We start from the raw sequence: 12,591 nt of genomic DNA on the forward strand, positions 1-12,591 counted from the left end.
TGGTTCAGTGGACGAGTTCGACGACGGTGGCGTTGGCCGTGCCGCCGCCCTCGCACATGGTCTGCAGGCCGTAACGGATCTCGCGGGCCCGCATGTGGTGGATCATCCGGGTCATCAGGACGGCTCCGGAGGCGCCCAGCGGATGGCCGAGTGCGATCGCGCCGCCGAGCGGATTCATCCGGGCCGGATCGGCGCCGGTCTCCGCGAGCCACGCCAACGGCACGGACGCGAAAGCCTCGTTGACCTCGTAGACCCCGATGTCGTCGAGCGTGAGTCCGGCCTTGCGCAGCACCTTCTCGGTCGCGGGGATCGGGCCGGTCAGCATCAGTACCGGGTCGGCTCCGGCGACCGCGCCGGCACGGTAGCGGACCAGCGGGGTCAGCCCGAGCTCGCGGGTCTTCTGCGGGGTGGTGACCAGGAGGGCCGCCGCGCCGTCGGAGATCTGGGAGGAGTTGCCGGCATGGATGACGCCGTCCTCCTGGAAGACGGGCTTGAGGCCCGCGAGCGTCTGGGGGCTGGTGCCCCGCCGTACACCCTCGTCGGTCCGCAGCGCGGGCGTCTTCGAGCCGTCCGCGCCCACGGGGGCGAGCTGAGTGTCGAACGCCCCCGAGTCCTGAGCCGCTGCCGCCAACTCGTGCGACAGAGAGGCGAACGCGTCGAGTCGGGTCCGCGAGAATCCCCACTTCTGCGCGATCTTCTCGGCGGAGACTCCTTGATTGAACGAGAAGTTGTCGTAGCGGGCCAGGACACTGGGTGCGTACGGAACACCGCCCGTCCTCGCCGCGCCGAGCGGTACCCGGCTCATCGTTTCCACTCCGCCCGCCACCACCATCTCGTACTGGCCCGACAGCACGGCCTGAGCGGCGAAGTCGAGGGCCTGCTGGCTCGAACCGCACGCCCGGTTCACCGTCGTCGCCGGAACGGACTCCGGCCACCCGGCGGCAAGAAGCGCGTACCGCCCGATGTTCCCCGACTGGTCGCCGACCTGCGACACGCAACCCCACACCACGTCCTCCACGGCGGCCGGGTCGATGCCGGTGCGTGCGACGAGGGCGTTGAGCACATGGGCCGACAGGTCGCCGGGGTGCATCCCGGCCAGGGCGCCGTTCCGTTTGCCGACGGGGGTGCGGACCGCTTCCACGATGACGGCTTCACGCATCACTGTTCGCTGTCTCCTCGGTGGCGGGGCCGGACAGGGTGTTCACGGGCACCGCCCAGGTGCCGGTGAAGTGGGCGTCGCGCCCTTGCGCGAAGGCCGCGTACGCCTCGGCCGCGTCGCTCGTGGCGAAGTTGACGGCCTGAGCGCGGGCCTCGTTCGCGAGTGCGTCCCGCAGTGTGCGATCCGCTCCCTCGTTGAGCAGTGCCTTGCTCTGGGCCAGGGCCACGGGCGGGCCGCCGACGAGGCGGGCGCACAGGTCGTCCGTGAAGGCGTCGACCTCCGCGTCGGGCACCACCCAGGTCACCAGATGCAACGCCCTGGCCTGTTCGGCGTCGAGGGTCTCGGCGAGCAGAGCGAGACGCTTGGCCTGCTGCAGCCCTACGAGCCTGGGCAGCAGCCAGGAGCCGCCCAGGTCGAGCGAGAGTCCGCGCCGCGCGAAGATCTGCGAGAACGTGGCCGTCGGCGTGGCCACCACCAGATCGCAGCCCAGCGCGAGATTCCACCCCGCGCCGACCGCCACACCGGTGACCTTGGCGACGGTCGGCACGGGAAGTTCGTGCAGGAGCAGGGCCACCTCGCTCAGGGTGCGCATGCGATACGCCGGGTGTTCGGCACGCGGGCCACCGGAGATGTCGGCCCCGGAGCAGAACGCGCCGCCCGCACCTGTGATGACGAGGGCACGTACGTCACGGTCCTCGCCCGCCTTCGTGAGCGCGTCCCGCAGGGCCCGCCACAGCCTGTCGTCGAGCGCGTTCCTGCGGTGCGGCCGATTGAGGACGAGGGTGCGCACACCTTGTCCGTCGTCGTGGGAGAGGAGAACCTCGTTGTCGCTCATCGTTGCTCGCTTCCGGCCGGCGCGGAAACGTCCGGGGCAGCGGCAGTCGCGGCCCGCACACCTACTGATGTATCGGGAGAGGTCAACTCGTCCTCGGTGAAGCCGAGTTCGTGCAACAACGCCTCGGTGTGCTCACCCAGGGCAGGCACATCTCCCATGGGCGCGACACGTCCTCGCAGCACGGGAGGCGGCAGCAGCGCCGGACTGGGCCCGCCCGGCGTGCCGATCTCGCGCCAGCGGTCGCGGGCGGCCAGCTGGGGATGGGCCAGGACCTCGCTGGGCTTGTTGAGCTTCGCGTTTCCGATGCCGGCCGCGTCGGCGGCCGCCTGGATGACGCCGAGCGTCCGCTCCGCACACCACCGCGCGATCTCTCCGTCCAGCCACTCCCGTTCGGCGACCCGGCCGGCCGTCGTGGACAGTCGGTCGTCGTCCGCCAGGTCCGGCCGGCCGAGGAGATCACGGGCGTAGCGCTGCCACTCGCGGTCGTTCGTGGTGCCGAGCACCACCGTGTGACCGTCGGCGGTGAGGTACGCCCCGTACGGCGCCACGGCAGGCGAACCCATGCCGACGGGCTTCTGGTCGATGCCGGTGTGCCGGGTGTACGTGAGCGCGTAGCCCATCAGCTCCGTCACCGTGTCGAACATGCTCACTGAGGCTGAGGCTGAGGCTGAGGCTGAGGCTGAGGCTGAGGCTGAGGCTGAGGCTGAGGCGGAGGCGGAGGCGGAGGCGGAGGCGGAGACGGAGGTCGGGCCGGGGGAGCGCCCCCGGCCGGTCCGCCCCCGCTCGGCAAGGAGCGCCGTGATCGTCAACGCCGCGTACAGGCCGGTGCACACGTCCGCCATCGGCGGCCCGGGCTTGGCCGGTGCGCCCGGCAGGCCCGTGATGGCGCACGCGCCCGCCTCGGCCTGGACGAGCATGTCGTAGGCGCGTTTGTGGGAGAGCGGTCCACCGGGCCCGTAACCGTCGATCTCCATGGTGATGAGGTCGGGGTGACGTGCCGCCAGGTCGTCGGCCGTGATGCCGATTTTGGCGGCGGACCCGGGTGCGAGGTTCGATACGAACACGTCCGCCCGGTCGAGCAGCCGGTGGAGGACGTTCATCCCCTGCGGGGACTTCAGATCGAGGACGACCGACTCCTTGCCCCGGTTCACCCACACGAAGTGGGCGGCGAGGCCGTGCACCACGTCGTCGTAGTGGCGGGTGAAGTCGCCGCCGTCCGGTCCCTCCACCTTGATGATCCGGGCACCGAGATCGCCGAGCGCCCGCGTGCACAACGGGGCCGAGACGGCCTGCTCCACCGCGACCACGGTGACACCGGCCAAGGGTCCTTCCGCCGTCACACGCCCTCCCTGAACCACGCCCGCAGCTCGTCCTTGAGCACCTTGCGGCTCGCGTTGCGCGGCAGCTCGTCGACGATGCGGACGTGGCGCGGCACCTTGAAGTTGGCCATGTTCGCGCGAGACCAGGCGACGATGTCCGCCTCGGAGGCCTGTTGATCCGGCCGCGGGACCACGTAGGCGCAGCCGACCTCGCCGAGCCGTTCTTCGGGCACGCCGATCACTGCGGCCTCGGCGACCGACGGACAGCCCAGGAGCAGTCGTTCGATCTCCGCCGGGTAGGCGTTGAACCCGCCGACGATGTACATGTCCTTCTTGCGGTCGACGACCGACAGGTTGCCGTCGGCGTCGAGCACTCCTACATCGCCGGTGCGCAGCCAGCCGTCCGCACTGATCGCGGCGGCCGTGGCCTCTGGTTCTTCCCAGTAGCCGCGGGTGACGTTGTAGCCATGCACCTGGATCTCGCCCGCCTCCCCGGGAGGCAGGACGCGTTCCTGGCCGTCGACGATGCGAACCTCCACGTCGGGAACCGGGCGGCCGGTGGTGCGGGCCACGGTCTCGGGCCCGTCGCCGAGCCGGGTGGTGGTCGCCAGGGCCGTCGACTCGGTCAGTCCGTACGCGCTCATCACGATGTCGAACGACAACTCGTCCTTCATGGCGTGGATGAGCTGCTCCGGGATCGTGGTCCCACCGGTCATGGACACGCGCAGCGACGAGGTGTCGTAGTGGGAGCGGCTCGGCAGATCGATCAGGTCCTGGAAGATGGTGGGCGGTCCGAGCAGGATGCTGACCTTCTCCCGGTCGATGATCTCCAGGGCCCGGCCCGCGTCGAAGACCGGCATGGGAATGACGGTCACCCCATGCAGGAAGGACGCCAGCCAGCCCGCTTTGTAGCCGAAGCAGTGGAAGAACGGCGGGATGACGAGGAAGGTGTCCGACGGGCGGAAGGTGTACTCCCGAGCCATCCAGCCGTACGCGCGCAACGACTGCTCGTGGGTGAGGATCACCCCCTTGGGATGGCCCGTGGTCCCGGAAGTGAACATCACGTCGGACACGTCCTGCGGCGTCACCCTGTCGATCGATGCGTGCGCCGCGCCTTCGGTGACGGCCGCACCGTGGGCCAGGAAGTCCGGCCACGCCAGATCGGCCTCGCCACGGGGTCCCAGGATCGAGACGCTCGTGCGAAGGGCGGGCAACTCCGGATCGTGCTTGCGCAGTTCAGCGACGTAGTCCGTGCCGAGGAACGGCGATGCGAACAGGGCCTTCGCACCTGACTTCCGCAGGATGTACGCGAGTTCGGCGGCCTTGAAGCGCGTGTTGAGCGGGACGACGATGCCGCCCGCCCCCTGCACGCCCAGGGCGGCGGCGATCCACTCCGCCGAGTTGGGGGCGCAGATTCCCACCCGGTCGCCGGGCCCGATGCCGAGCGCGAGCGCGGCTCGGACGGCCCGCGTCATCTGCCGCTCCAACTCGCCGAAGCTCCAGCGGACCTTGCCGTCGACGACGGCCGGTGCGTCGTCGAAGCGCTCGGCCGCGCGCCGTATGGCGTTCGGGATGCTGAGGTATTCCTGGTCGTATCGCAATGACGGGCTCCGTTCGGGCGCTGCTCACATCTCGACGGGCGTGCGGAGGCGGCGGCTCAGGACGCCGACGGCAGGTGCAGGAGACGCTTGGCGATGATGTTGCGCTGGATCTGCGACGTGCCGCCGTACACCGACGCGGCCCGGGAGTAGAGGTATTCGCCGTACACCGCCCCGCCGTCCCGGTGGAGCTCCTCCGGCAGGACCGCGAGCGCCGTCTCGTACAGCCGCTGCTCGGCACGCGTCATCAGCAGCTTGTCGACCGACGACTCGGGGCCCGCGGGCCGCCCGGCGAGGCGTTCGGCCGTGCGGCGGCGTGTGTGCGCGACGAGCACCTGGTAGTCGACGACACACCGCCCGACGGCTGACACCAGCCCGTCCGGCAACGCGTCAGGGTGCTCGCGCAGTTGTCGGCGCAGCCGCTCCAACAGCAGCCCGTACTTGGACAGATGGCCGGTGTCGAGGGCGTTGCGCTCGTAGTTGACGGTGGTCATGGCCAGCGGCCAGCCATCGCCCTCCGCGCCGATGCGCTCGTCCACGGCCACTCGGACGTCGTCGAGGAACAGCTCGCAGAACTCGTCGTCCCCATTGGCCGCGCGGAGCGGCCGCACGGTCACGCCGGCTCGGTTCAGCGGCAGGGCGAACGCCGTGATCGAGGAGTGCGCGGGCGCGGCACGGTCGGTGCGGGCGAGGAGGAGACAGTAGTCGGAGTACTGGGCGTAACTCGTCCACAGCTTCTGGCCGTTGATGAGATAGTGTCCGCCGTCCGGGCTCCGCCGCGCATACGTGCTCATGCCCGCCAGGTCCGATCCCGCGCCGGGCTCGCTGAAGCCCTGGCACCACACGTCGTCGCCGGACAGCATGCGGGGCAGCAGCCGGGCTCGCTGGTCCTCCGAGCAGAACTCCAGCAGCGCGTGGGCGAGATAGCCGATCCTGGGCACGCCGGGCGCGCGGCATGCGCCGAGTTCGTCACTGACCGCCACCTGGTGGAGCGCGGTGAGGCCGCGGCCGCCGTAGCGCTCGGGGACATCGAGACCGACCCAGCCGCCCGAGTGGAGCTGCCGGTGCCACCGGTGCAGGAACTCGGCCATGGGTTCGCCGTTCCGCCGGCGCGGGAGCGGGTGCTCCGTGAGCCAGGCCCGCAGCTCGCGGCGCAGCATGTCCAGGTCGGCGGGATCACCGAAATCCAGCGGGACGTCATGGTCGGTCACGATGCCTCCACCACATGAGGCCCGGACGGCGGCAGCGCGAGGGCGGTGAGCAGGTCCGCGGTGCCCGTCAGCACGGTGGCGCCGACCCGGACCCTGCGCAGGTAGAGGTGCGCCATGTGTTCCCACGTCTGGGCGATGCCGCCGAACACCTGCATCCCCGCGTACACGGCCTCCACGGCGGACACGTCGACCTCGGCCTTGGCCACCCGGGCGGCGGCCAGGGCGGTGTCGGGGGCGGCGTGGTCGAGACACCAGGCCGCGTAGCGCGTGGCGCTCGCGCAGGCCTCCACGGCCACGGTGGCGTCGGCGAGCAGATGCCGCACCGCCTGGAAGGAGCCGATGGGTCGTCCGTACTGGCTGCGGTCGCGGGCGTAAGCCGTGCTCTGCTCGACGAACGAAGCGGCGGCGCCCACGAGTTCACTGCTCACCATCACCAACGCCCAGGCCCGCCAGGCCTGTAACTGCTCGGGAACGAGCCGCCCGAGTACGGAGTCGGGGGTCCCCGGATGTGCCTCGCGGACCACGCGCAGCAGATCCGTGGTGGGAGCAGGACCGCCGAGTTCCAGCGCCCGCACGGTGCCGTCGTCTCCGATCCACAGCGCGCTCTCGGCCCCCTCGGCGTCCCAGGCCACGTGATCCGCGTCGCTGTACCGGCCGGTGAAGCGCAGGTCACGCGTGAGGGCCACGGTGGGCCGGCTCTCGTACGGTGCATGGCGCCCGGTGACCGCCAGCAGCCGCAGCACCTCCGGGGCCAGGAGCACGGTCCCCAGGAACGAGGTGGCCAGCGGCTGCCGTCCGTACTCCTCGGCGAGCAGCGCGCACTCCTGAGCGGAGGCCAACGGTGGGGTGGACCGCCGGAGTTCGCCGAGGCCGAGCCCGTCGAGCGACTTCTGGGCAGTGGTCCGCTCCGCCTGCCCGACCTCCGCCGTGTCGCATCGATGGTCGGCGGCGAAGGCGCGCAAGGCCTCCCGGACCAGCCGGAACTCCTCCGCCTCCATGCCTCACACCTCCTGACTGCCGGAAGTGCGGCTCCGTGCCCCGCCGTTCGCGAGCGAGGTGACGATACGCAGGTAATCGGGGCTGGTCATGGTGGACTCCTCCGCCATCAGCGCCGCCTCCATGCCGCCGCGCGACACCTGCTCCATGACCACCGCGAGGGCCGCCTTGGTGGCGCGCAGCGCCTGTGCGGGCTGGGCCGCGAGCCGGTGGGCCAGGGCGAGCGCCTGGTCCCTCAGTTCGGCGGTGGCGACGACACGGTTGGCGAGCCCGAGTTCCACCGCCAGCGGTGCAGGAATACGGTCCCCGGTGAAGAGGTACTCCTTGGCGCGCAACAGGCTGGTGAGCAGCGGCCACAGCGTGACCCCGCCGTCTCCGGCCACGAGCCCGACGGAGACGTGGGGGTCGCAGAGATACGCGTCGTCGGCCATCAGGACGAGGTCACAGCCCAGAGCGAGCGAACAACCCAGCCCCACGGCGGGCCCGTTGACCGCCGCGACGACCGGCAACGGGAAGCGGATCATCGCGGTCTGGATGGCCCGGTCGAGCCGGATCGAACGCTCACGCAGAGCCGGATCGCCGTGGTGGCGCAGCAGGTGTCCGAAGTCCCCGCCCGCACTGAACGCGCGCCCCGCACCCGTGAGCACCACGGCCCTTGCCTGCTCGTCCGCCGCGATCTCGTCCCAGACCTCGGCGAGGCGCCGGTGCAACTCCGCGGACACGCCGTTGAGTTGCTCCGGCCGGCAGAGCGTGACGATGCGTACGTCTCCGTCGGCGGAAACAGTCAGGACGGGGCTTTCCTCGCCACCCATGGAACCTCCTCGTAGGAAGGCACGCGAGGGTCACAGAGCGGCTGCGACCCGCGCCGCTCACGCTAAAGGTCAGGCCGAAGAGGTGTCAATGCTCTTACCGATCTACGAGAATGTTATTCTCGAAAATGAAGGTTGAGATTCTATTCGCCTGCCATGTCGGTGTCGTCGAGCTCGAGCCGCTCCCGGCGGTCGACGCGGGACGCCGCCCGGGCGAAGGCGCACACATGCCTCTCCATGCGACGCTTGGCCCCGGCTCCGTCGCGCTCGCGGATGGCCTGTGCGACCCGCGCGTGGGCGCGGGCCGTGTCCCGACGGATGTCGTCGTCCAGGAAGTCCTCGATGTCCGTGGCCGAGTAGATCGAGCGGGACAGGGCGCTCATGAAGCCGATCAGCAGTTCGTTCCCGGAGGCTCGCGCCACGATGGTGTGCCACCGGACATTGGCCCGCAGAAACCGTGGGACATCCCCGGCGGCTCCCGCGTCGACCAACTCCGAGTGCGTCGAGTCCAGTTCGGCCAGATCCAGCTCGGTGCGACGGGAGGCGGCGAGCGCGGCGCACGCGGGCTCCACCGCCTCCCGCGTCTCGTGCAGCGCGTCGAGCCGGATCCGCTGCCCCCGGATCACCAACTGGACGGTACTGGCCAGCGACTCGCGGTCGGGGCGGTGCACGAACGCGCCGCCGCCTCGACCGGGCCGAATGCGCAGCAACTTCTCCACTTCCAGGATGCGCAGCGCCTCGCGCACGGTGGCCCGGCTCAGCCCGGTCTGCTCCACCAACTGCCGTTCCGGGGGCAGGGCCGAGCCCTCGGGCAGCTCGCCGGACAGGATGCGCTCGCGCACGTCCGCCGCCAGTACGTCAGCCGCTTTCGGCACGGTGAGCGCGGTGAAGCGCGGCCCGGTGGAGGGCCCTGCGGGCCCCGTGAGGGCCCCTGCGCTGTCCTTGGAGGCCACGTGACATGCCTTTCCGTACGTACGACATGGGTGACGGCCGGACCATTGAACAACGCGCCCTCGCCCCGGGTCACATGACCAGACCCCCGTCCACGGGGAGCACTTGCCCGGTGACGAAGGACGCGGCGTCGGACGCGAGGAAGACGAAGACGCCGGCGACCTCCTCCGGTGTCGCCCAGCGGCCGAGGGGGATGCGCGCCAGCATCTGCGGCGCGAACTTCTCGTTCGTACGGATCGTCTCCGTCATCGGTGTCGCGGCCAGCGGAGCCACCGCGTTCACCAGGATCTGGCGACGCGCCAGTTCGCGGGCCAGGGACTTGGTGATGCCGATGATCCCGGCCTTGGCGGCGGAGTAGTTGACCTGGCCGAGGGTGCCGGTGATGCCCGCGGAGGAGGTGACGTTCACGATGCGCCCCGTACCGTCTTCCGGGAGGAACGCCAGCGCCGCCTGCGCGCAGCGGTATGTCCCCATCACATGGATGTCGAGCAGGCGTGTGAAGTCGTCCTCGGGGAGCTTGTCGAACATCGCGGGTGCCGTCACACCCGCGTTGTTGACCAGGATGTGCAGCGTGTCGCCGGTCCTCTGCGCCGCGCGTGCCACGGCTGTGTCAGCCGCTTCCCGGTCGCGTACGTCGAGAGCCATACCCTGAGCGCTCGCCCCCGTCGCGGCGATCCTCTCAGCCGCGGCGACCGCCGCCTCACCGTCGACGTCGGTCACCAGAACGCGGGCGCCCGCGCGGGCCAAGGCCCCGGCCACGGCGGCGCCGATACCCTGGGCCGCCCCGGTGACCAGCGCGGAGCGCCCCGTCAGATCGAACAGGCGCGTGCTGTCGTAGGTCGTCGTCATCAGTAACTCCTCGGCAGTCCCAGCGTGTGTGAGCCCAGGTAGTTCAGGACCATCTCCTGGCTGATCGGTGCGATCTTGAGCAGTCGTGCTTCCCGGAAGTACCGCGCGACGGCGTACTCCTCGGCGTACCCCATCCCGCCGTGCGTCTGCAGTGCGCGGTCGGCGGCGTCGAACCCGGCGTCCGCGCACAGGTACTTGGCCGTGTTCGCCTCACGCCCGCACGGCCGGCCGTTGTCATAGAGCCACGTCGCCTTGCGCAGCACCAGTTCGGCGGCGTCGAGCCTGGCCAGCGAGTCGGCGAGGGGGAACTGCAGGCCCTGGTTCATCCCGATCGGACGCCCGAACACCTCCCGCTCATTGCCGTACTTCACCGCACGCTCCAGGGCGACCCGGCCCAGTCCCAAGGCCTCGGCGGCGATCAGCATCCGCTCCGGGTTGAGCCCGTCGAGCAGATAGCGAAACCCTTCGCCCTCCTCACCGACCCGGTCGGCGACGGGAACGCGCAGAGCGTCGATGAACAGCTCGTTGGAGGTGACGGCGTTGCGCCCCATCTTCGCGATGGGCCGGATGTCGACATGCGCGCGGTCCAGGTCGGTGAGGAACAGCGTCATGCCGTCGGTCCTCCGCGCCACCTCGTCGACCCGTGTGGTGCGCGTCAGCAGCAGGATCTTCTCCGACTCGACGGCCTTGGAGATCCATACCTTGCGCCCGTCGATGACGTAATGGTCGCCTTCGCGGCGCGCGAACGTGGTGATCCGGGTGGTGTCGAGGCCCGCGCCCGGCTCGGTGACGCCGAAGCACACCTGTAAATCACCCGTGGCCACGCGCGGCAGTGTCCGACGCTTGAGGTCCTCGGAACCGTGCACCACGACGGGGTGCATGCCGAAGATGTTCAGGTGGATCGCGCTCGCGGCGTTCATACCGCCACCCGAGCGAGCGACCTCCTCGAGCAGGAGAGTGGCCTCGGTGATCCCGAGCCCGTGGCCTCCGTACTCCTCGGGAATGGTCAGCCCCAGCCAGCCGCCGCCCGCGACGGCGGCGTAGAACTCCTCCGGGAACGCGTGGTCCCGGTCCTTGCGCATCCAGTACTGGTCGTCGAAGTCGCGGAGGAGCCCTGCGACTGTCTTGCGGATCGTTTCCTGGTCCTCGGTGAGCTGGAAGTCCACGGTGCGAGCACCTCCGCGACGCCGTTGCGTCTTCGGTGAACCTGACAAAGGTCAGACCGAAAGATACTGCATACCGAACCGGTTGTGACAGGGCACGCGGTGCGGCTCCCGCGCGGCATCAGCGGGCGCTACGATCCGCTCAGTCGTCGGCGTCGGCGTGGTCGTGGTCGAAGAGCAGGCGTACGAAGTCGGTGACGGGGCCGACGATGTCGAGGTCCTGGTCGAGTACCCACTGCAGTTGGAGCCCGTTGAGCACGGCATGGAAGAGGACTGCGGCGTGCTCGGGGCTGACGCCTTCGCGCAGTCTGCTGCGGGCCGCCTTGTCGTGGAATCCCTCGGCGAACTGGCTGCGCCCGCGTTCGTAGCGCTCGACGAAGTAGGTGTGGGCGGGATGATCCGGCCGTGAGGCCGCTGCGGCGAGCTCGATCCACAGGCGCATCAACTCGGGCGCCTTCTGGTGGTGGCGGATGAGCTCGCCGAGGTAGGGCGCGAGCTGGTCCGGGCTGTCGACCTGTGTCACACCCTGCTGCCATTCCTCGGCGTCGCGTTCGGCGAGGACCTCGGCGAGGAGTTCGTCCTTGTTGCGGAAGTGGTGCAGGAGACCGGCGTGGGTGATGCCGGCCCGGTCCGCGATGTCGCGCAGGGAGGCTTTGGCGTAGCCGTTCTCGGCGAAACTGTCGCGTGCCGCCCGTACGATCTCCGCTCTGCGGGCCGGTGTCTTGGCGTACGGCCCGCGCGCTTTTGCCTGACCCACGGTGCGCTCACTCTCCTCGACGAAGCCGGTCCGGGACGGTCCTGCGCAGCAGTTGAGGCGTAAAAACTTACCACATGGTTGGGATTCGCGATGCCCTGACGTTCAAGCGAAAATCAACCATATGGAAAGAGCCGGCGCGATCGCTGAGCGCGCGGGGAACGGAGCCGCCCCTGGCGCGGGCGCCAACGCCACCGAGATGCCGACCGGACCATCCGAGTGCTCGGGACGGTGCCGCTCGTCGGCGACGCCGCCCACGCGGCCTCTCCGGCGGTCAGGTTGTGGAAGCGGGGCTGGGTGGCAGGTGGACCGTCATGATCAGGTGGCAGGTATCGGTGCCCGAGCCGCGGTAGGTGTGAGGAGTGTCGCCGTCGAAGGTGGCGGTCTGGCCGGGTTCGAGGGTGTGCTCGGTGCCGTCGACGACCAGGATCATCCGGCCTGAGGTGACGCTGACGGTTTCCACGACTCCGGCCTGGTGCGGGTGGCTGGGGTATTCCTCCTCCGGTTCCAGTTGCCAGCGCCAGACTTCGACAGGAGCTGGGCCTGAGGTCGTCAGCATGAGCCGGGCCTCGCTGCCCTGTTCTCCGGTCCACAGTGGAGCGACGGCGTCGGAGGCCACGACGCGGACGCGGCCTTCGGGCGGTCCCTGCATCAGGGCGGACACCGAAATGCCGAGCGTGTCGGCCAGCCGGACGAGGGTGGCCAGGTTGGGGTTGCCCTGGGCCTTCTCCAGTCCCACGAGGGCACCCTTGCTGACCTGGGCGCGCCGGCTCAGTTCCTCCAGGGACAGACCCGCGCGGACGCGGGCTGCCCGGACGTTGTGCGCGACCGTCCGCAGAGCTGCGGTTGTCTCGGCCATCTGATCACATCCTCACTGGTGGACCATTTTAATGCACCGTCCGGTCGTTTGGTTGACGCATCCGGGTCGTTCTGTTGTACGGTTCGGT

The 12,591-nt window shown here is 70.0% G+C and carries 12 protein-coding genes; all 12 read right to left on the minus strand.

Going from position 1 to position 12,591, the window contains the following annotated elements:
* Positions 1–4: 4 nt before the first annotated feature.
* The 12 genes from Q4V64_RS51510 to Q4V64_RS51565 all read right to left on the minus strand — a co-directional run bounded on the left by Q4V64_RS51510 (position 5) and on the right by Q4V64_RS51565 (position 12,503).
* On the minus strand, positions 5–1,159 hold the full coding sequence (locus Q4V64_RS51510; protein WP_124445176.1) for a thiolase family protein: 1,155 nt from the start codon (positions 1,157–1,159) through the stop codon (positions 5–7).
* Positions 1,152–1,994 carry an enoyl-CoA hydratase-related protein gene (locus tag Q4V64_RS51515; RefSeq protein WP_124445177.1) on the minus strand — a complete coding sequence of 281 codons (843 nt, stop codon included), beginning with the start codon at positions 1,992–1,994 and terminating at the stop codon, positions 1,152–1,154. Before Q4V64_RS51515 ends, Q4V64_RS51510 begins: the two co-directional genes overlap by 8 nt.
* Positions 1,991–3,334 (minus strand): CaiB/BaiF CoA-transferase family protein, encoded by a 1,344-nt coding sequence (locus Q4V64_RS51520; RefSeq protein WP_124445178.1) that lies wholly within the window; start codon positions 3,332–3,334, stop codon positions 1,991–1,993. The genes Q4V64_RS51515 and Q4V64_RS51520 overlap by 4 nt, the downstream gene beginning before the upstream one ends.
* Entirely contained in the window at positions 3,331–4,914 is a 1,584-nt protein-coding gene (locus tag Q4V64_RS51525; RefSeq protein WP_124445179.1) for a FadD3 family acyl-CoA ligase, read from the minus strand. Before Q4V64_RS51525 ends, Q4V64_RS51520 begins: the two co-directional genes overlap by 4 nt.
* 56 nt (positions 4,915–4,970) lie before the next feature.
* The gene (locus Q4V64_RS51530; protein ID WP_253267472.1) at positions 4,971–6,122 is read right to left on the minus strand and encodes an acyl-CoA dehydrogenase family protein; all 1,152 of its coding nucleotides are present in this window, start codon (positions 6,120–6,122) and stop codon (positions 4,971–4,973) included.
* A complete protein-coding gene (locus Q4V64_RS51535) occupies positions 6,119–7,120 on the minus strand; it encodes an acyl-CoA dehydrogenase family protein (protein ID WP_124445180.1) in 1,002 nt (333 codons plus the stop codon). The genes Q4V64_RS51530 and Q4V64_RS51535 overlap by 4 nt, the downstream gene beginning before the upstream one ends.
* A gap of 3 nt (positions 7,121–7,123) precedes the next feature.
* Positions 7,124–7,930: an enoyl-CoA hydratase/isomerase family protein gene (locus Q4V64_RS51540; protein WP_124445181.1), complete on the minus strand. Its 807-nt coding sequence runs from the start codon at positions 7,928–7,930 to the stop codon at positions 7,124–7,126.
* A gap of 140 nt (positions 7,931–8,070) precedes the next feature.
* Positions 8,071–8,880, minus strand: coding sequence for an FCD domain-containing protein (locus tag Q4V64_RS51545; protein WP_124445182.1), 810 nt, complete (start codon positions 8,878–8,880; stop codon positions 8,071–8,073).
* Positions 8,881–8,950: 70 nt separating this feature from the next.
* Positions 8,951–9,727, minus strand: a complete 777-nt coding sequence (locus Q4V64_RS51550) for an SDR family NAD(P)-dependent oxidoreductase (RefSeq protein WP_124445183.1) — start codon at positions 9,725–9,727, stop codon at positions 8,951–8,953.
* Positions 9,727–10,893, minus strand: coding sequence for an acyl-CoA dehydrogenase family protein (locus Q4V64_RS51555; protein ID WP_124445184.1), 1,167 nt, complete (start codon positions 10,891–10,893; stop codon positions 9,727–9,729). Before Q4V64_RS51555 ends, Q4V64_RS51550 begins: the two co-directional genes overlap by 1 nt.
* Positions 10,894–11,032: 139 nt before the next feature.
* Positions 11,033–11,647, minus strand: a complete 615-nt coding sequence (locus tag Q4V64_RS51560) for a TetR/AcrR family transcriptional regulator (RefSeq protein WP_124445185.1) — start codon at positions 11,645–11,647, stop codon at positions 11,033–11,035.
* A 271-nt stretch (positions 11,648–11,918) separates the two neighbouring features.
* Positions 11,919–12,503, minus strand: coding sequence for an XRE family transcriptional regulator (locus Q4V64_RS51565; protein WP_124445186.1), 585 nt, complete (start codon positions 12,501–12,503; stop codon positions 11,919–11,921).
* Positions 12,504–12,591: the final 88 nt, after the last annotated feature.

This window comes from Streptomyces sp. NL15-2K (assembly GCF_030551255.1).
Lineage (GTDB): Bacteria > Actinomycetota > Actinomycetes > Streptomycetales > Streptomycetaceae > Streptomyces.

Excerpts from the sequence above, each read along its gene's own strand:
- Q4V64_RS51510 (WP_124445176.1), bottom strand. The coding sequence starts at position 1,159 with ATGCGTGAAGCCGTCATCGTGGAAGCGGTCCGCACCCCCGTCGGCAAA.
- Q4V64_RS51515 (WP_124445177.1), bottom strand. The coding sequence starts at position 1,994 with ATGAGCGACAACGAGGTTCTCCTCTCCCACGACGACGGACAAGGTGTG.
- Q4V64_RS51535 (WP_124445180.1), bottom strand. The coding sequence starts at position 7,120 with ATGGAGGCGGAGGAGTTCCGGCTGGTCCGGGAGGCCTTGCGCGCCTTC.
- Q4V64_RS51540 (WP_124445181.1), bottom strand. The coding sequence starts at position 7,930 with ATGGGTGGCGAGGAAAGCCCCGTCCTGACTGTTTCCGCCGACGGAGAC.
- Q4V64_RS51550 (WP_124445183.1), bottom strand. The coding sequence starts at position 9,727 with ATGACGACGACCTACGACAGCACGCGCCTGTTCGATCTGACGGGGCGC.
- Q4V64_RS51565 (WP_124445186.1), bottom strand. The coding sequence starts at position 12,503 with ATGGCCGAGACAACCGCAGCTCTGCGGACGGTCGCGCACAACGTCCGG.